Annotated in this window: 16 protein-coding genes, 1 tRNA gene and 1 pseudogene; 6 read left to right on the top strand and 12 right to left on the bottom strand. The window is 63.8% G+C overall.

The features are described 5' to 3' along the window. The 8 genes from nuoF to AB5K84_RS21800 are packed head-to-tail and all read right to left on the bottom strand — an operon-like array spanning nucleotide 1 to nucleotide 5,912. Nucleotides 1-1,326: an NADH-quinone oxidoreductase subunit NuoF gene (nuoF, locus tag AB5K84_RS21835; RefSeq protein ID WP_011087678.1), complete on the bottom strand. Its 1,326-nt coding sequence runs from the start codon at nucleotides 1,324-1,326 to the stop codon at nucleotides 1-3. 15 nt (nucleotides 1,327-1,341) lie between these two features. Next, a complete protein-coding gene (locus AB5K84_RS21830) occupies nucleotides 1,342-1,548 on the bottom strand; it encodes a hypothetical protein (RefSeq protein WP_011087679.1) in 207 nt (68 codons plus the stop codon). Then, nucleotides 1,548-2,159: an NADH-quinone oxidoreductase subunit NuoE gene (gene nuoE, locus AB5K84_RS21825; protein ID WP_011087680.1), complete on the bottom strand. Its 612-nt coding sequence runs from the start codon at nucleotides 2,157-2,159 to the stop codon at nucleotides 1,548-1,550. The genes AB5K84_RS21830 and nuoE overlap by 1 nt, the downstream gene beginning before the upstream one ends. 10 nt (nucleotides 2,160-2,169) lie before the next feature. Continuing rightward, on the bottom strand, nucleotides 2,170-3,147 hold the full coding sequence (locus tag AB5K84_RS21820; RefSeq protein ID WP_038966297.1) for an FkbM family methyltransferase: 978 nt from the start codon (nucleotides 3,145-3,147) through the stop codon (nucleotides 2,170-2,172). Beyond that, a complete protein-coding gene (locus AB5K84_RS21815; protein WP_011087682.1) occupies nucleotides 3,147-4,343 on the bottom strand; it encodes an NADH-quinone oxidoreductase subunit D in 1,197 nt (398 codons plus the stop codon). Before AB5K84_RS21815 ends, AB5K84_RS21820 begins: the two co-directional genes overlap by 1 nt. A gap of 2 nt (nucleotides 4,344-4,345) precedes the next feature. Continuing rightward, nucleotides 4,346-4,957 (bottom strand): NADH-quinone oxidoreductase subunit C, encoded by a 612-nt coding sequence (locus tag AB5K84_RS21810; protein ID WP_011087683.1) that lies wholly within the window; start codon nucleotides 4,955-4,957, stop codon nucleotides 4,346-4,348. 11 nt (nucleotides 4,958-4,968) lie between these two features. Next, nucleotides 4,969-5,550, bottom strand: a complete 582-nt coding sequence (locus AB5K84_RS21805) for a NuoB/complex I 20 kDa subunit family protein (protein WP_370140497.1) — start codon at nucleotides 5,548-5,550, stop codon at nucleotides 4,969-4,971. Next, nucleotides 5,547-5,912: an NADH-quinone oxidoreductase subunit A gene (locus tag AB5K84_RS21800; RefSeq protein WP_008136158.1), complete on the bottom strand. Its 366-nt coding sequence runs from the start codon at nucleotides 5,910-5,912 to the stop codon at nucleotides 5,547-5,549. The genes AB5K84_RS21805 and AB5K84_RS21800 overlap by 4 nt, the downstream gene beginning before the upstream one ends. 164 nt (nucleotides 5,913-6,076) lie before the next feature. Between AB5K84_RS21800 and AB5K84_RS21795 the strand changes: the two genes are divergently transcribed. Beyond that, entirely contained in the window at nucleotides 6,077-6,271 is a 195-nt protein-coding gene (locus AB5K84_RS21795) for a hypothetical protein (protein WP_038966298.1), read from the top strand. Nucleotides 6,272-6,615: 344 nt separating this feature from the next. Here the strand turns inward: AB5K84_RS21795 and AB5K84_RS21790 are convergent, their stop codons facing one another. Together AB5K84_RS21790 and AB5K84_RS21785 are read right to left on the bottom strand one after the other, a co-directional pair. Continuing rightward, entirely contained in the window at nucleotides 6,616-8,871 is a 2,256-nt protein-coding gene (locus AB5K84_RS21790) for a TonB-dependent siderophore receptor (protein ID WP_038966299.1), read from the bottom strand. A 177-nt stretch (nucleotides 8,872-9,048) separates the two neighbouring features. After that, nucleotides 9,049-9,558, bottom strand: a complete 510-nt coding sequence (locus AB5K84_RS21785) for a MarR family winged helix-turn-helix transcriptional regulator (RefSeq protein ID WP_011087686.1) — start codon at nucleotides 9,556-9,558, stop codon at nucleotides 9,049-9,051. A gap of 216 nt (nucleotides 9,559-9,774) precedes the next feature. Between AB5K84_RS21785 and AB5K84_RS21780 the strand changes: the two genes are divergently transcribed. The 3 genes from AB5K84_RS21780 to AB5K84_RS21770 all read left to right on the top strand — a co-directional run bounded on the left by AB5K84_RS21780 (nucleotide 9,775) and on the right by AB5K84_RS21770 (nucleotide 12,671). Then, on the top strand, nucleotides 9,775-10,965 hold the full coding sequence (locus AB5K84_RS21780) for an aromatic ring-hydroxylating dioxygenase subunit alpha (RefSeq protein WP_011087687.1): 1,191 nt from the start codon (nucleotides 9,775-9,777) through the stop codon (nucleotides 10,963-10,965). A gap of 63 nt (nucleotides 10,966-11,028) precedes the next feature. Then, nucleotides 11,029-12,324 carry a spinster family MFS transporter gene (locus AB5K84_RS21775; protein WP_011087688.1) on the top strand — a complete coding sequence of 432 codons (1,296 nt, stop codon included), beginning with the start codon at nucleotides 11,029-11,031 and terminating at the stop codon, nucleotides 12,322-12,324. A 143-nt stretch (nucleotides 12,325-12,467) separates the two neighbouring features. After that, complete coding sequence (locus tag AB5K84_RS21770; protein ID WP_028171704.1) at nucleotides 12,468-12,671, top strand: hypothetical protein; 204 nt, start codon at nucleotides 12,468-12,470, stop codon at nucleotides 12,669-12,671. A 145-nt stretch (nucleotides 12,672-12,816) separates the two neighbouring features. Here the strand turns inward: AB5K84_RS21770 and AB5K84_RS21765 are convergent, their stop codons facing one another. Continuing rightward, a complete protein-coding gene (locus tag AB5K84_RS21765; RefSeq protein ID WP_236842066.1) occupies nucleotides 12,817-13,659 on the bottom strand; it encodes an FkbM family methyltransferase in 843 nt (280 codons plus the stop codon). Between the two features lie 219 nt (nucleotides 13,660-13,878). After that, nucleotides 13,879-13,955, bottom strand: a tRNA-Asp gene (locus AB5K84_RS21760). 228 nt (nucleotides 13,956-14,183) lie between these two features. Between AB5K84_RS21760 and AB5K84_RS21755 the strand changes: the two are divergent. Continuing rightward, nucleotides 14,184-14,489: pseudogene (locus tag AB5K84_RS21755) on the top strand (HU family DNA-binding protein); the annotation flags it as partial. A 104-nt stretch (nucleotides 14,490-14,593) separates the two neighbouring features. Then, the gene (pepT, locus tag AB5K84_RS21750) at nucleotides 14,594-15,844 is read left to right on the top strand and encodes a peptidase T (RefSeq protein WP_038966300.1); all 1,251 of its coding nucleotides are present in this window, start codon (nucleotides 14,594-14,596) and stop codon (nucleotides 15,842-15,844) included. Nucleotides 15,845-15,915 lie beyond the last annotated feature (71 nt).

Raw genomic sequence — 15,915 nt, 5'->3', positions numbered from 1 at the left:
TTACTCCGCCGCGACCATGTTCACGGGATCGCGGACGCCGATATCGTCGATGTCGGACTTATGCGAATACTGGTCGATGCGCGCTTCGATCTCATGACGGAAATGCGCGATCAGGCCCTGGATCGGCCAGGCGGCTGCGTCGCCGAGCGCGCAGATGGTGTGGCCTTCGACCTGCTTGGTGACCTCCAGCAGCATGTCGATCTCGCGCTTGTGGGCGCGGCCTTCGGCCATGCGGGTCAGGACGCGCCACATCCACCCCGTGCCCTCGCGGCACGGCGTGCACTGGCCACAGCTCTCATGCTTGTAGAAGTACGAGATGCGGGCGATGGCGCGGATCAAATCGGTGGACTTGTCCATCACGATCACGGCCGCGGTGCCGAGACCCGAGCGCAGCTTGCTCAGGCTGTCGAAATCCATCGGCGTATCGATGATCTGCTCGGCCGGCACCATGCGCACCGACGAGCCGCCGGGGATCACGGCCTTGAGGTTGTCCCAGCCGCCGCGGATGCCGCCGCAATGCTTCTCGATCAGCTCGCGGAACGGAATGCCCATGGCTTCTTCGACGTTGCAGGGCCGCTCGACATGGCCGGAGATGCAGAACAGCTTGGTGCCGACATTGTTCGGACGGCCGATGCCGGCGAACCACGCCGCGCCACGGCGCAGGATATCCGGCGCCACCGCGATCGACTCGACGTTGTTGACGGTGGTCGGGCAGCCGAACAGGCCGACATTCGCCGGGAACGGCGGCTTCAGGCGCGGCTGGCCCTTCTTGCCCTCGAGGCTTTCGAGCAGCGCGGTCTCCTCACCGCAGATATAGGCGCCGGCGCCGTGCGCGACGTAGATGTCGAACGGCCATCCGTTGACATTGTCCTTGCCGACCAGCTTGGCCTCGTAGGCCTGGTCGATCGCGGCCTGGAGATGCTCGCGCTCGCGGATGAACTCGCCGCGGACATAGATGTAGCAGGCATGCGCGTTCATCGCGCAGCTGGCGATCAGGCAGCCCTCGATCAGGAGATGCGGGTCGTGCCGCATGATCTCGCGATCCTTGCAGGTGCCGGGCTCGGATTCGTCGGCGTTGACGACGAGATAGCTCGGCCGGCCGTCGGTCGATTCCTTCGGCATGAAGGACCATTTCAGGCCGGTCGGGAAGCCGGCGCCGCCGCGGCCGCGCAGGCCCGAGGCCTTCATCTCGTTGATGATCCAGTCGCGGCCCTTGTCGATGATGTTCTTCGTACCATCCCAGGCGCCGCGGCGCCGCGCACCCTCGAGCCCCCAGTCATGGAGGCCGTAGAGGTTCTTGAAGATGCGGTCCTTGTCCTCGAGCATATCAGTGCTTTCCGATCAACGATTGGACTGCTTGTAGGCAAGTCCGGCGGCGCAGACGGCGAAGGTCAGCGCCCAGAGCAGGCTGGATTCCAGCGACGCGTTCAGGCTGAAACGCTGCAGCAGGAAGATGAAAATGGCCGCGACGGCGGCATGCATCGCGATGAAGCCCCACTTCTTCATGGCACCGCTCCCCTCCACTGCCGGCGACGAGAGATCACGCATCAGGTGATCTCCTTCAGCGTGGTCGGCCCGGTGATCGGCGCCGAGAACTGGCGGCCGTTCTGCGGACCGGGCTTCGGCGGATTGCCGGAGGCAAAGCCGTCGAGCACCTTGCCAAAGCTCTCCTTGGTCAGGTCCTCATAGGTGTCCTTGCCGATCAGCACCATCGGTGCATTCACGCAGGCGCCGAGACACTCGACCTCTTCCCAGCTGAAATTGCCGTCCTTGGAGAGATGGAAGGGCTCGTGATGGATGCGGTGCTCACAGACGTGGATCAGGTCCTCGGCGCCGCGCAGGCGGCATGGCGTGGTGCCGCAGACCTGGACGTGGGCCTTCTTGCCGACGGGGGCGAGCTGGAACATCGTGTAGAAGGTCGCGACCTCGAGCACGCGAATATAGGGCATGTCGAGCATGTCGGCGATGACGCGGATGGCGGCTTCCGACACCCAGCCGTCGTGCTGCTCCTGCGCGCGCCAGAGGATCGCGATGACCGCGGAGGCCTGGCGCCCGGCCGGATATTTCGCGATCTGCTGCTTGGCGAACGCAAGGTTCTCCTCCGTGAACGCAAAGCTCGCGGGCTGGACTTCCTTCGGTGCTAATCGGCGGACGGACATCTCTTATCTCTCACTGCATGCGGCGCGCGGTGTTGGCACTCAGGGTCTTGGCATTCAGGGCATCGATCCTGTCCTGCCAGAATGCGCTTGCGGTGCCGAAAACGTTGTAGCCGACGTGGGTCGAGACCTTGATGCGGTCGAGGATCGACAGCTCCTTCACGGTCTCCATCCGGTTGCTGCGCGGATCGAACACGATCAGCGTCAGCGGGGTCTGTTCGAGGATAAAGCGCGACACCGCGTGGCTGCGGTCGCTGCCGTGCTCCTCGCACATGATGACGCTGTCGGTCTCAAGCAGCCGGGCGCCGCCCTTGATCGCCTCGATCTCGACACCCTCGACGTCGAGCTTGATCAGGTACTTGCCGCTGGCCTCGACCTTGCCGTCGTCGATCAGATTGTCGAGCGCGATCACGGGCACGTCCTCGCCACCCGCCGACGGATCGCCGGCGATGCTGAAGGCTTCGTGCTTCGTGCCGGACAGCCGCGCAGTACCGCGGGCAGAGCCGATCGCGCATTTCATGGTTTCGAAGCGGCCACCGTTGATGCGGGCGTTGTTGGCAAGCTTCGGATAGTTCTGGCCCGACGGCTCGATCGCGATCGCCTTGTGCGAGCCGAACGGCCTGCTCGACACCAGCACCGACCAGTAGCCGTAGTTGGCGCCGCAATCGAGCAGCGTGTAGTCGACGTCGATGGAGTCGGCGAACAGGAGCTCCAGCTCGTCCTCATAGATATAGGAACGGTTGAGCAGCTTGCTCCAATAGCCGTCGCCATACGGGAATTCGAACACGGCGTCGGGATTGAGCTTGATCGCGATATTGCGCTCGGGCAGCGTTTTCCGCAGCAGGTTCGCGCAGGCGATATAGCCCATATGCGAGAAGTGCGACGAGATCTTCGATCCCGTCACCAGCGCCAAGGCAGCCGTCCGCTCCCACAGGTTGGCCCCTTCAAGGGCCCCCGAGGCGCGGTCAAACTGGATTGGCGCCTGCGCCATCACCGATCGACCTCACCGAACACGATGTCGAGCGAACCCAGGATCGCCGAGACGTCGGCGAGCAGATGGCCGCGGCAGATGTGGTCCATGGCCTGCAGATGGGCGAAGCCCGGCGCGCGGATCTTGCACTTGTAGGGCTTGTTGGTGCCGTCGGCGACGAGATAGACGCCGAACTCGCCCTTGGGCGCCTCGACCGCGGCATAGACCTCGCCGGCCGGCACGTGAACGCCTTCGGTGTAGAGCTTGAAGTGGTGGATCAGCGCTTCCATCGAGCGCTTCATCTCGCCACGGCGCGGCGGCGCAACCTTGTTGTCCTCGACGACGACGGGACCCTTGCCCTCGGGCGCGTTCAGCTTCTGGATGCACTGCCTCATGATGCGTACCGACTGGCGCATCTCTTCCATGCGGATCAGGTAGCGGTCGTAGCAGTCGCCGTTCTTGCCGATCGGAATGTCGAAATCCATCTCGGCGTAGCACTCATAGGGCTGCGACTTGCGCAGGTCCCAGGCCGCGCCGGAGCCGCGCACCATCACGCCCGAGAAACCCCACTCCCAGGCTTCCTTCAGCGGCACCACGCCGATATCGACATTGCGCTGCTTGAAGATGCGGTTGGCGGTGAGCAGGCGGTCGAGGTCGTCCACCACCTTCAGGAACGGATCGCACCAGGCCTCGATGTCGTCGACCAGCTTCTGCGGCAGGTCCTGATGCACGCCGCCGACGCGGAAGAAGGCCGCATGCATGCGGCTGCCCGAGGCGCGCTCGTAGAACACCATCAGCTTCTCGCGCTCTTCGAAACCCCACAGCGGCGGGGTCAGCGCGCCGACGTCCATCGCCTGCGTGGTGACGTTGAGCAGATGCGACAGGATGCGGCCGATCTCGCAATAGAGCACGCGGATCAGCTGGCCGCGGCGCGGCACCTCGATGCCGAGCAGCTTTTCCGCGGCGAGGCAGAAGGCGTGCTCCTGGTTCATCGGCGCGACGTAATCGAGGCGATCGAAATAAGGGATCGCCTGGAGATAGGTCTTCTGCTCGATCAGCTTCTCGGTGCCGCGGTGAAGCAGGCCGATATGCGGGTCGACGCGCGCGACGATTTCGCCGTCCAATTCGAGCACAAGACGCAACACACCATGGGCCGCCGGATGCTGCGGCCCAAAGTTGATGGTGAAGTTGCGGAGATTTTCAGGTTGCTCGTTCATGATCAGGCCTTCGGTCCCGCCTTCTCGTCACCGGGAAGCGGATAGTCCGCCCCTTCCCACGGCGAGAGGAAATCGAACTTGCGGAATTCCTGGTTGAGCCTGACAGGCTCGTACACCACCCGCTTCTCCTGGTCGTCGTAGCGGACCTCAACGAAGCCGGTGGTCGGAAAGTCCTTGCGCAGCGGATGGCCCTCGAAACCGTAATCGGTGAGGATGCGGCGCATGTCGGGATGGCCGACGAAGAACACGCCATAGAGGTCGTAGGCCTCGCGCTCGAACCAGTCGGCGCCGGGGAACACGTCGATCAGCGACGGCACCTGCGTGGTCTCGTCGGCCTGGGCCTTGAGCCGGATCCGTGTGTTCAGGGTCGGCGACATCAGATGGTAGACGACGTCGAAGCGCTTCTCGCGCGACGGGTAGTCCACCGCCGTGATGTCGGTGAAGTTGACGAAGCGGCAGTTCGGATCGTCACGGAGGTACTTGACCACCTCGACGATCCTGGCGGCCTCGACATCCACCGTGAGCTGGTTGAAGGCCACCGAATGACCGGTGGCCGCGCCCGGAAGCGCGCTAACGATCGTTTGCCCAAGGGCGTCGAGCTTGCCATCGTCCATGACGTAAAACCTTAGCGTTCGATGGTGCCGGTGCGCCGGATCTTCTTCTGAAGCAGCAGCACGCCGTAGAGCAGCGCTTCCGCCGTGGGCGGGCAGCCCGGCACGTAGATGTCGATCGGCACGATGCGGTCACAGCCGCGCACGACCGAGTAGGAATAGTGATAGTAGCCGCCGCCATTGGCGCACGACCCCATCGAGATGACGTAGCGCGGCTCGGGCATCTGGTCGTAGACCTTGCGCAGCGCCGGCGCCATCTTGTTGGTGAGCGTGCCCGCGACGATCATCACGTCGGACTGCCGCGGCGAGGCACGCGGCGCGAAGCCGAAACGCTCGACGTCGTAGCGCGGCATCGACACCTGCATCATCTCGACCGCGCAGCAGGCGAGACCGAAGGTCATCCACATCAGCGAGCCGGTGCGCGCCCAGGTGATGAGGTCGTCGGTCGCGGCGACGAAGAAACCCTTGTCGGACAGCTCCGAATTGACCTCAAGGAAGAACGGATCGTTGGCCCCGACCGGCTTGCCGGTCGACGGATCCAGAATGCCCTTGGGGGCCGGCGCGAGAACCGGACCTGTGGACGGTGCTGGGTTCAATCCCATTCCAGTGCCCCTTTCTTCCATTCATAGGCGAACCCGACCGTCAGCACGGCGAGGAACACCACCATGGACCAGAAGCCGGTCGCGCCAAGCTTGCCGAACGCCACCGCCCAAGGAAACAGGAACGCCACCTCGAGATCGAAGATGATGAAGAGGATGGCGACCAGGTAGAAGCGGACGTCGAATTTCATGCGGGCGTCGTCGAAGGCGTTGAAACCGCACTCATACGCCGACAGCTTTTCGGGGTCCGGCTGCTGGAACGCCACGATGAAAGGCGCGATCAGCAGCACGAGGCCGATGAGGCCCGCTACCCCTATGAAGACGACGAGTGGAAGATAGTTCTGTAGAATGCCGCTCATTGGCGAGCCCTTTTTCCCGCGACGTCGGGGGAGCCGCGGATTCGTCCCGATTTGGAATTATTCTGAGCCTTAGCGCAGTGCACCAATGGGCGCAAGACACGCTCTTTTTAGGCCCTTTGCCGCCCCCAGAACGGAGAAAATCCCGGAATCACCCCGCGGCTGGTATGGAGCAGATCGCCAAGCCCAGCAAGGGCGACCGCAGTTTTGTGCAGCGGCCGTACCGAGATTGCGGTGCACAGACCAAGGCAGCGCGGGCCGCATGGCATCCGGTCAAAATGCCCGGGTTTTCCGTGCGGCAGCGCACCCGGACCCAGGCAATGACCGTCGCGGAGGCCCTTACCGTCACCCAGGCGACATAGTGTTGGCGGCCGCGGCGGCAAGAGGACAGGTGCAGCAAGGACACGTATCAGGCGCGGATGGTCGGACGAGCCATGCATCGCGACGGGACCGGGGCTCGTCTGGCGAATGCGTCGGCGCAGACCCCGCCTCGGATCGACCGCGAGCGCGGCGTCGGCGACTTGCAGGACCGTCGCACGCGCCGCGCTCGCATGAGCTCCGGGCCGGGGGGCATAGCCCGGGAGCTCATCGATCTCCCGCTGGAAGATCAGCGGTCGTCCGGTCAGCAGAACAAGGGCATGGTCGAGCTCAGGCCGGTCGGAACCTCGATATGTGCAGCGTCAACATGCCGTGCGCTCGCCCGCCCTCACCACTTGTAGGAGACGCTGGCGGTCACGCGCCGGCGATCGCCGTAGAAGCACGACGTGGCCGAGGCACAGCTCGCGACATAGATCTTGTCGGTCAGGTTGATCACGTTGAGTGCCGTGCGCCAGTTCTGCCATTCGTAGTGGAGCGCGAGGTCGCCGAGCACGACCGCGGGAACTTCAAGCGTGTTGGCGGTGTCGGCCCAGGAGGAGCCGATGTAGCGCACGCCGCCGCCGAAGCCGAAGCCCTCGAGCGGTCCGTCCCTAAAGGTGTAGTCCGCCCAGCCCGACACCAGCAGCTCCGGCGTGTTGGTCGGCGTCTTGCCGACCAACGACGGATCGAGATCCTTGCTGTTGAACAGGTGATAAGCCGTGAAGGCGCCGATCAGCTTCAGCTCCTTGGTGGCGTTCGCTACCGCTTCGAGCTCGATGCCACGCGAGGTCACCTCGCCGGTCTGGTTCTGCAAGACCGGAACACTGCCCGGCAGTGTCGTCGCCACATTTTGACGGACCAGATCGAAGGCAGATACGGTGAAATAGCCGTCAAAGCCCTTCGGCGCGATCTTCACACCGATTTCGGCCTGCTTGCCGGTCTCCGGCAGGAACAGCTGGTTCTGTGCGTTGAGGCCGACGATCGGATTGTAGCTCGTCGAATAGGAGACGTAGGGCGCGATGCCGTTGTCGAAATTGTAGATCAGGCCGGCGCGCCCGCTGAACCTGCTGTCATCGCGGCTGCTGACCGTAGCCCCCGTGTCGCGGGCGTCTTGCGTCGTCGCGACCCAATCATTGCGGCCGCTCAAGACCAGCGTAAAATTGCCGAGCTTCATCTGGTCCTGGATGTAGGTGCCGGCCTGCTTCTGCGTGATCTGGAAGTTGCGGAACGGCGTGGTCGGCAACGGGGTTTCCGCCTGACCGTAGACCGGATTGAAGATGTTGATCGAGGACACGCCGAACCCGAAGGCCTGATAGTCATCGATCTGATAACCCTTCAGGTCGACCCCGAACAGCATCGTGTGCTTCACCGGACCGGTGTCGAAGCGATATTCGAGCTGGTTGTCGAGATCGCCCTGGTTGGCGGTGTTCTTCGCATACCAATTGTAGCGGTTGAGCGTGGCGGTTGCCTGATTGCCGTAGTCGTTGCCGACATAGCCACGATAGGTCACGTCGACATGGGCAAACCGCGCATTCTGCCGGAATGTCAGATCGTCGGTGAGATTGCGCTCGAACTGGTAGCCGAGCATCTCCTGCTCGCGCGTGAACTTGTCGACGCTGGGATCGCCGGCAAAGAAGCTGGTCGGGATCTTGCCGAACGAGGCATTGGTGACCGTCCCGACATAGGGCAGGAAGTTGATGCCGCGGGTTTCCTGCCGGGAAGCGGATGCCAGCACCGTAAACGTCGTGTCGGCATCCGGCTTCCAGGTCACGGACGGTGCGATGAAGTAGTTGTTGTCGGGCGTGAAATTGACCTGCGTCGGGCCGTTCTGGACCTGGCCGACGACGCGGTAGAACAGCTTGCCGTTCTGCGCTTGCGTCGCGACCGGCCCGCCGACATCGAAGCCGACATAGGCGTTGCCGAAATTGTTGACGCCGGTCTCGACATAGCGGATCGGCTCGGCCGGCGGCAGCTTGCTGATGACGTTGACGATGCCGCTCGGGCTCGATCCGCCGTAGAGCACCGCTGACGGGCCGCGCAGCACCTCGACGCGCTCCATGTTCGGCGTCTGGAGCTTCCAGCTCGCATAGGACGTGTAGAACAGCTGCATGCCGTCGAGGAACAGCCCGACGTCGTCGGACTTGAAGCCGCGGATCAGCCACCAATCGTTGCGCGTATCCGCGCCGAAGGTCCCTGCCCGCACGCCGGCGGTGTAGCGCAGCACCTCGTCGAGCTTGTTCGCCTTCTGGTCGCGGATCTGCTCCGCACTGATGACGGACACCGACTGCGGCGTCTCCATGATCGGCGTGTCGGTTTTGGTGCCTGACGCACTGCGGCCGGCGACGTAGCCGCGCACGGGGCCGCGCGGCGTCTCGACGAAGCCGGCGTTGCGCTGCGGCTGCGGTTTGCTTCTATTCGCTGCCTGCACTGACCGCCGCGGTGCGCTACGCACGGCCGACGCGGGTGCGCGGCGGCGCGCCTCCGGCGCCGTGACGGTCACCGACGGCAGGTTCTGAGCGCCACTCTGCATAGACGATTGTGCAAGCGATGCCTGCGGCACCAAGACCCAAGCGGATGCGGTCGCCAACACGGCCGACCGCAGCATTCCAAGACTGTTCAACGCGCCACCCCAAAGCTGCATGTTCGATGCGTCATGCCGTCGTGTCCCGACACGGCATGCGTTTGCAGTGACGCTTATGTGAGGGTGCGCGATTTCCCTAATTGAAAACTTCTTAGAGAGACTCTTAGAAGCGATCCAACATTTCCAGGGATTGCCGAGACATCAGCGCGAATTTTTTTCGGCCTCGAGCATCTCGGCGGCAATCGCCGTGAGCTGATCGACCTGGCGCAGCAGCGTGTCGAACTCGGCTTCGCTCAGCGATTCAAGCAGGCGCCGATTGCGGTCCTGCGCGCCTTCGACGATCACGTCATGCGCGGCGAGACCCGCCGCGGTGAGCGAGACCAGCACCTCGCGACTGTCCTTCGGGTTGGCCGATTTCGCGATCAGCTTGCGCGAGACGAGTTCCGCAAGCGCGCGGCTGATCTGTCCCTTGTCCTGGCCGACCGCTTCGGCGAGCCGCGCGACGCTCATCGGCGGCCGCCGGCCGAGCGAGGCGACCAGACCGAACTCGACCGAGGACAATCCAGCGAGGCGCTTGTAGCGCAGGATGGCGCCGCGCTTGAGCAGATTGGCCAGCACCATCAGCCGCGACGACAGCATCACGGTGATCGGCGCCGCCTCGCTCTCGCCCGCCTCGGGCGTCGTCCACCCATCCCTCGGTGTCTGGTTCATCGTTCACCTGTGCCAAGAAAGCGGTGACCTGCCAAGTCCAAGTCCGAAGCAAGTGCCGGGCTCAAGTCCCAAGCTTGAGGCAGGCCGCCTCCTACCTCATCCGAATGCGACCAAGCGGCACTTGGAAGATCGTTGACATTGTCATCGAATTATTTTTCACTGCGACAAAGGCACAAAAAAGGCCTGGCCAGCACGGCCCACAGCGGGAGGACCAGCATGACGATCACCCAGCGGGATCGCGATCTCGGCACGGCCTATGCGATGAAACCGGCGCAGACGCGCACCGAGCTAACCTCGGTCGTGCGCGGCACGCCAATGGGCGAACTGCTCCGCCGCTACTGGCACCCGGTCGGGCTGATCGGTGATGCCACCGACACCCCGAAGAAGGTGCGGGCGCTGGGCGAGGATCTGGTGCTATTCCGCGACAAGCATGGCCGCGCCGGCCTCTTGCACGCGCGATGCTGCCATCGCGGCACCACGCTCTATTATGGCAAGGTCGAGGAGGACGGAATCCGCTGCTGCTATCACGGCTGGAAGTTCGACACCGAGGGCCACTGCCTGGAGCAGCCCTGCGAGCCCGACGGCGGCCAGTTCAAGGACAAGGTGCGCCAGCCCTGGTACCCGGTCGAAGAGCGCTACGGACTGATCTTCGCCTATATGGGCCCGGCCGAGAAACGCCCCGTGCTGCCGCGCTATGAGTGCCTCGAAAACATGGACGACGGCGAGTTCGTCGAGGCCGACGATTCCTCGATCGGCGGCGGCGGGCCGGCAGTCATTCCCTGCAACTGGCTGCAGCATTTCGAGAACGTGGTCGATCCCTATCACGTGCCGGTGCTGCACGGCTCGTTCTCGGGCCCGCAATTCACTGACATGATGGCCTCGATGCCGGAGGTGAAGTTCGACAAGACGCCGCGCGGGATCGCCGTGCGTTCGATCCGCAGGCAGGATGACGGCAAGGTGTTCTATCGCGTCACCGAAGCCGCCCTCCCCACCTTGCGCGTCGTGCCCAATCCGCGCGTGGCGCAGTTCGCCCGCGTCGAGTCGATCGGCTGGACACTGCCGATCGACGACACCTCGTTCCGCATCTACGTTGCCGGTCGCGTCAGGACATCAGGCGACATCGGCCGGATGCGCTCCAAGTTCAACGGAAAATTCTGGTGGGACATGACCGAGGCCGAGCACCAGCAATTCCCTGGTGATTACGAAGCCCAGGTCGGCCAGGGCCCGTTGACCGTTCACTCCGAGGAGCATTTCGGCCAGAGCGACCGCGGCATCCTGATGATCCGGCGCATGCTGAGCGAGCAACTGGAGGCGATGGAGGCAGATCGCGACCCGATCGGCGTGTCGTTCGATGTGGGCGCGGCGCCGGTCGAATTCGAAGCGGGGAATTACATCCGCGACGCGTGAAGCGGCCAGCTCCAATAAGGGCTGGACCGACAACGACAACAAAGACAAAATTGGGGGGATGCGATGGTCGATGTGACGTCACAAGTGTCGGTGCAAACGACTGCCGCGGCAAAGCCCTCGGCGCGGCGCTATTACGTGCTGGGGCTGCTCACCGTCATCTACGCGCTGAACTTCCTCGACCGCACGATCTTCAACGTCCTGATCGAGCCGATCAAGAAGGAGTTTGCCCTCAGCGACACCATGATGGGCCTGCTCGCAGGCTTCGGCTTCGCGCTGTTCTACTCCCTGCTCGGCATCCCCATCGCGCGCGCCGCCGACCGGCTCAACCGGCGCAACATCGTGGCCGTGGCCTTCGCGTTCTGGAGCGCGATGACGGCGCTGTGCGGCGCGGCCTCGAGCGTGACCTCGCTGGCGCTGGCGCGCATCGGCGTCGGCATCGGCGAATCCGCGGGCTCGCCCGTCTCGCAGTCGATCGTCGCCGATCTCTTTGCCAAGAACGAACGCCCGCGCGCGCTCGGCATCTACGCCATCGGCACTTATCTCGGCGTCTTCCTCGGCTATTTCGTCGGCGGCTACGTCAACCAGCACTATGGCTGGCGGATGGCCTTCTACGTCGCCGGCCTGCCGGGCATCCTGCTCGCGGCTATCCTGTGGCTGACGATCTCGGAGCCGAAGCGCGGCGCGATGCAGGAGAGCTTCGTGCCCGAGCCGCTCGGCCCGACGCTGCGCTTCCTCGCCTCGCAGCGGAGCTTCATCATCGTGCTGATCGGCTTCTGCCTCACCACCTACACCAACTACGCGACCGCGGCGTGGATCCCCCCGTTCCTCGCGCGCGTGCACCACCTGTCGAGCGCCGAGATCGGCACCTATGCCGGCACCTTCAAGGGGCTCGCCGGAATGGCCGGCACCCTGCTCGGCGGCTTCGTGGTGGCGCAAGTGAGCCGCGGCGACGACCGCTGGAAGCTCTGGGCGCCCGCGATCACCTCAGGTCTCGCCGGTCCGGTGTTCGCGCTGTGCATGCTGACGCAGGATTTCGCGATGATGGTCGCGATGCTGGCGCTGACCTCGTTCCTGGTCGGCTTCCATCTCGGGCCGATCTTCGCGATCGCGCAGACCGTGGCAAAGCCGAGCATGCGCGCGCTGGCCTCCGCCCTGATCGCGCTCACCGCCACCTGCTTCGGCCAGGGCGTCGGCCCGCTGGCCGTCGGCATGGTCAACGATGCCCTCAAAGGCAGCTATGGCGCGGACGCCGTGCGTTATTCCCTGCTCTCGGCGGCGGTCACGACCACGTTGGGCGCCCTGCTGTTCGTCTGGGCGGCCTGCACCATCCGGGACGATATCGGCCGGGCCGCCGCCTGAGGGCGCCGCCTCGCCGCAAGCGCGGCGAAACCAACCGGGCTTATTAATGAAACCATTTTGCGGAACCCGCGAAACCATCCGGAAACAGATGGTCCTTAAGACATGAGCCCATAGACGGCGGCAAAGCCCGTCGGGAGGCTCAGATGAACCACTCAATTCACTCTGCTGATCGTGCGACCCACCTGAAGATCGTGGTGGTGGCGCTGGTTGCCGGCATTGCAGTGGCCGGTTTCGGGATTGCTGCCCGTACCAACGCCGATTACGGCCAGACCGCCCAGTCCACCCAGATGATCAAGGCCGGCAAGCCTGTGGCGATCACCAGCGCGGGCACGTCGGAGATTCGCTGACGGCGAAAAGGTTCGATTTGACCCCCAACCGGCCGCCCTCGGGCGGCCTTTTGATTTTCAGCCGTCGACTGAAGGTGGCCTGCCAAGCCTTTGAAATGTCAAGGGTGTATTCTATAGCTCGACGAGCCGGCAGACTGCGCCAAAGTCAGTCGGCCCGGTAGCTGCCGCAGCAATGCTTGAATTTCTGCCCCGAGCCGCAGGGACAGGGATCATTCCGGCCGGCATCGGCCTGCCCGTAGCGCAGCCGGTTCAATATCTTGCTGTTCTGTTCGAGGATCATCTTGCGGCGCGCCTCCTGCACCTCGATGACCGCCGCATTGTCGCCGGTATCCCAGAACGCCTGCGGCTTCAGGTGGGCGAGCTTGCCGCTGACATAGACGGGGTAAAACCAGCCGAGCGTTCCGTCGCGCAGGCGCTGCAGCGTCGTCAGGTCGTAGAGGAAGAAACCTGCCTCCAGCAGCGTCGCGTTGATGTCCTGGAAGTCGTCGATGTCGGCCTCGCACACGACGACGCTGCAATTTTCGAGCACGTAACGCGCGCCCTTCAGCGCGGCCTTTTCGGCGCCCTGCACGTCGAGCTTGAGCAGGAACGGCGGCTCGAGCGACAGTTCCTTGACCAGCGCATCGAGTGTCGTCGCCGGCACCTTGACCTTGCTCTTGATCAGGTCGTTGAGCCGCGCCCAGTAGAGATCGCCCGCCGGGCGCACGGACGACCAGTAGGGATGCACCGACTCGGTGATCTCGATCTCACCCTCATGGTCGGTGATGGCGCAGATCCGATAGTGCCCGCCAAGCACCTCCTTGATGGCCTTCAGGGAGTTCTCATAGATCCGGTTGGCATCAATGTTGAGCGGCACCGCACCACCGAGCCGTGACAGGTGGTTAAGAACGAAATGCCCATCGGCACAGCCAAGGTCGATCACGGCCCCGTACCGCACGCCCTTGGCGAACAAATTTTGCAGCGTTGCGCTGAAATCGGCTGCCTGCATTGGATTGATCCGAATGAGAGCGGTTTGACCGGTCGTCGGCGGTCTGGCGGGTTGCACAATGTGTTGCACACCGCTTGTTGCGGGCAAGATCGGAAACACGAAAAAATCGAAAATAACGACCACCCGCTCGCCGATCGTCGCATACGCGCTTTGCTCCGCTGGCGGTTTGCCAGGGAGGGTTTCTATTCAGCGATTAAGTTATTGATTTCCGCCATAAAATGGCGCGAGAGACGGGGCTCGAACCCGCGACCTCCGGCGTGACAGGCCGGCGCTCTAACCAACTGAGCTACTCCCGCGTGGCGCACAGATGTCCGCGGAACGAGGGGGGACTTAAAGGCCGGGCTTGGTGAAGTCAAGGACGTTGCATCCACAGCCTGAAGGAGCGGATATCCGCCGGTGGCGCGCAGGAACGTGACCCGGCCGCGCCGGGCGGCGTAGTCAGTCCGGTCCCGAATCGTCTACGCCTCCGGGAACCTGCGGGGTCCGGGGGCGGTCTCCCCAGCCACCGGCAAGAATCGAGGAGGCCAGACATGGCGAAGAAGGCAGCCGCTCCCGCCACCATCACCCTCAAGCACCTCGCCGCCGACATCGCGGAAAGCCAGGACCTGTCGAAGAAGCACGCCGAGGCCGTCCTCACCGACATGGTCGAGCTGATCGCCAAGCACCTGAAGAAGGGCGACCGCGTCCGGATCGTGGGGCTGGGCATCCTCCAGGTCCGCAAGCGCGCGGCCCGCACCGGCCGCAATCCCGCCACAGGCGAGCCCATCCACATCAAGGCCAGCAAGAAGGTCGCCTTCCGCCCGGTCAAGGAACTGAAAGAGGCGATCTGAGGTGACTGTTCGTTAAGCCTGATCGAAGCTCGTTCCGGCCGCAACGTGGCCCGCTTTTCTGATATACCGCCTGCTCCCCCTGACCCCCGGCGGTTTGACCAGAAATGTCCTCACTCATCTTCACGCATACCGTGACCGAGCGCTTCCTGCGCTACGTCACCATCGACACCCAGTCCGATCCGGAATCCCCCAGCTCGCCCTCGACCGAGAAGCAGAAAGACCTCGGCCGCGTCCTCGTCACCGAGCTGAAGGCAATGGGCGTCGCCGACGCCCATCTCGACGACTACGGCTACGTTTACGCAACGATCCCGGCCAACACCGACAAGAAGGTGCCGGTGATCTGCTTCTGCTCGCACATGGACACCTCGCCCGACGTCACCGGCAAGGACGTGAAACCGCAGGTCGTGAAGAACTATCGCGGCGGCGACATCACCCTGCCGGGCGATACCAGCCAGGTGATCCGCTTCGCCGAGCATCCCGCGCTGAAGAACCAGATCGGCAACGACATCATCACCACCGACGGCACCACGCTGCTGGGCGCCGACAACAAGGCCGGCGTCGCCGAGATCATGGATGCCGCGCATTTCTTCATCTACAACCCCGATGCGAAGCACGGCACCCTCAAGATCCTGTTCACGCCGGACGAGGAAATCGGCCGCGGCGTCGACAATGTCGACATCAAGAAGCTTGGCGCCGATTTCGGCTACACCATGGACGGCGAGACCGCGGGCTCCGTCGAGGACGAGACCTTCTCGGCTGATGGTGCCACCATCACCATCAACGGCGTCAGTGCCCATCCGGGCTATGCCAAGGGCAAGATGGAGCACGCGATCAAGATCGCAGCCGCCATCGTCGAGCGACTCCCGAAGGAAGGCTGTTCGCCCGAGACGACGTCAGGCAAGCAGGGCTTCCTGCATCCAATCGGCATCGACGGTGCGCTCGAGCAGGCAACGCTCTCCTTCATCGTGCGCGACTTCACCGAGGAAGGGCTGAAGGAGAAGGAGGTCCTGCTCGAGAACATCGTCAAGGATGTGATGAAGGACTATCCGCGCTCGACCTACAAGTTCGAGGTCAAGGAGCAGTATCGCAACATGAAGCAGGTGATCGACCGTCACCCGCACATTCTCGAATACGCCATCGAGGCGATCCGCCGCGCCGGCCTGCGCCCGATGCGCACCGCGATCCGCGGCGGCACCGACGGCTCGCGCCTGTCCTTCATGGGCCTGCCCTGCCCCAACATCTTCGCGGGCGAGCACGCGTTCCATTCGCGCCTGGAATGGGTCAGCCGGCAGGACATGGAAAAGGCGGTGCAGACGATCGTGCACCTCGCCATGATCTGGGAGGAGAAAGCGTAGGCGCGCGGCTAATCTCGGCGCGCGAAATAATTCCAAGCCCTAGGGAACGTTGGCGATCCAAGTCCCAAGGA

Origin of the sequence: Bradyrhizobium sp. 1200_D9_N1_1 (assembly GCF_052075915.1) — a bacterium.
Lineage (GTDB): Bacteria > Pseudomonadota > Alphaproteobacteria > Rhizobiales > Xanthobacteraceae > Bradyrhizobium > Bradyrhizobium diazoefficiens.
Note: the sequence above shows the minus strand (reverse complement) of the source record. Positions and strands in the feature narration are given on the sequence as shown.

Coding starts and splice junctions, on each gene's coding strand:
- nuoE (WP_011087680.1), bottom strand. CDS start 2,159: ATGTCCGTCCGCCGATTAGCACCGAAGGAAGTCCAGCCCGCGAGCTTT.
- AB5K84_RS21810 (WP_011087683.1), bottom strand. CDS start 4,957: ATGGACGATGGCAAGCTCGACGCCCTTGGGCAAACGATCGTTAGCGCG.
- AB5K84_RS21765 (WP_236842066.1), bottom strand. CDS start 13,659: ATGCAGGCAGCCGATTTCAGCGCAACGCTGCAAAATTTGTTCGCCAAG.
- AB5K84_RS21770 (WP_028171704.1), top strand. CDS start 12,468: ATGAACCACTCAATTCACTCTGCTGATCGTGCGACCCACCTGAAGATC.
- AB5K84_RS21800 (WP_008136158.1), bottom strand. CDS start 5,912: ATGAGCGGCATTCTACAGAACTATCTTCCACTCGTCGTCTTCATAGGG.
- AB5K84_RS21815 (WP_011087682.1), bottom strand. CDS start 4,343: ATGAACGAGCAACCTGAAAATCTCCGCAACTTCACCATCAACTTTGGG.
- AB5K84_RS21795 (WP_038966298.1), top strand. CDS start 6,077: ATGGAGCAGATCGCCAAGCCCAGCAAGGGCGACCGCAGTTTTGTGCAG.
- AB5K84_RS21820 (WP_038966297.1), bottom strand. CDS start 3,147: ATGGCGCAGGCGCCAATCCAGTTTGACCGCGCCTCGGGGGCCCTTGAA.
- pepT (WP_038966300.1), top strand. CDS start 14,594: ATGTCCTCACTCATCTTCACGCATACCGTGACCGAGCGCTTCCTGCGC.
- AB5K84_RS21830 (WP_011087679.1), bottom strand. CDS start 1,548: ATGCGTGATCTCTCGTCGCCGGCAGTGGAGGGGAGCGGTGCCATGAAG.
- nuoF (WP_011087678.1), bottom strand. CDS start 1,326: ATGCTCGAGGACAAGGACCGCATCTTCAAGAACCTCTACGGCCTCCAT.
- AB5K84_RS21775 (WP_011087688.1), top strand. CDS start 11,029: ATGGTCGATGTGACGTCACAAGTGTCGGTGCAAACGACTGCCGCGGCA.
- AB5K84_RS21790 (WP_038966299.1), bottom strand. CDS start 8,871: ATGCTGCGGTCGGCCGTGTTGGCGACCGCATCCGCTTGGGTCTTGGTG.
- AB5K84_RS21780 (WP_011087687.1), top strand. CDS start 9,775: ATGACGATCACCCAGCGGGATCGCGATCTCGGCACGGCCTATGCGATG.
- AB5K84_RS21785 (WP_011087686.1), bottom strand. CDS start 9,558: ATGAACCAGACACCGAGGGATGGGTGGACGACGCCCGAGGCGGGCGAG.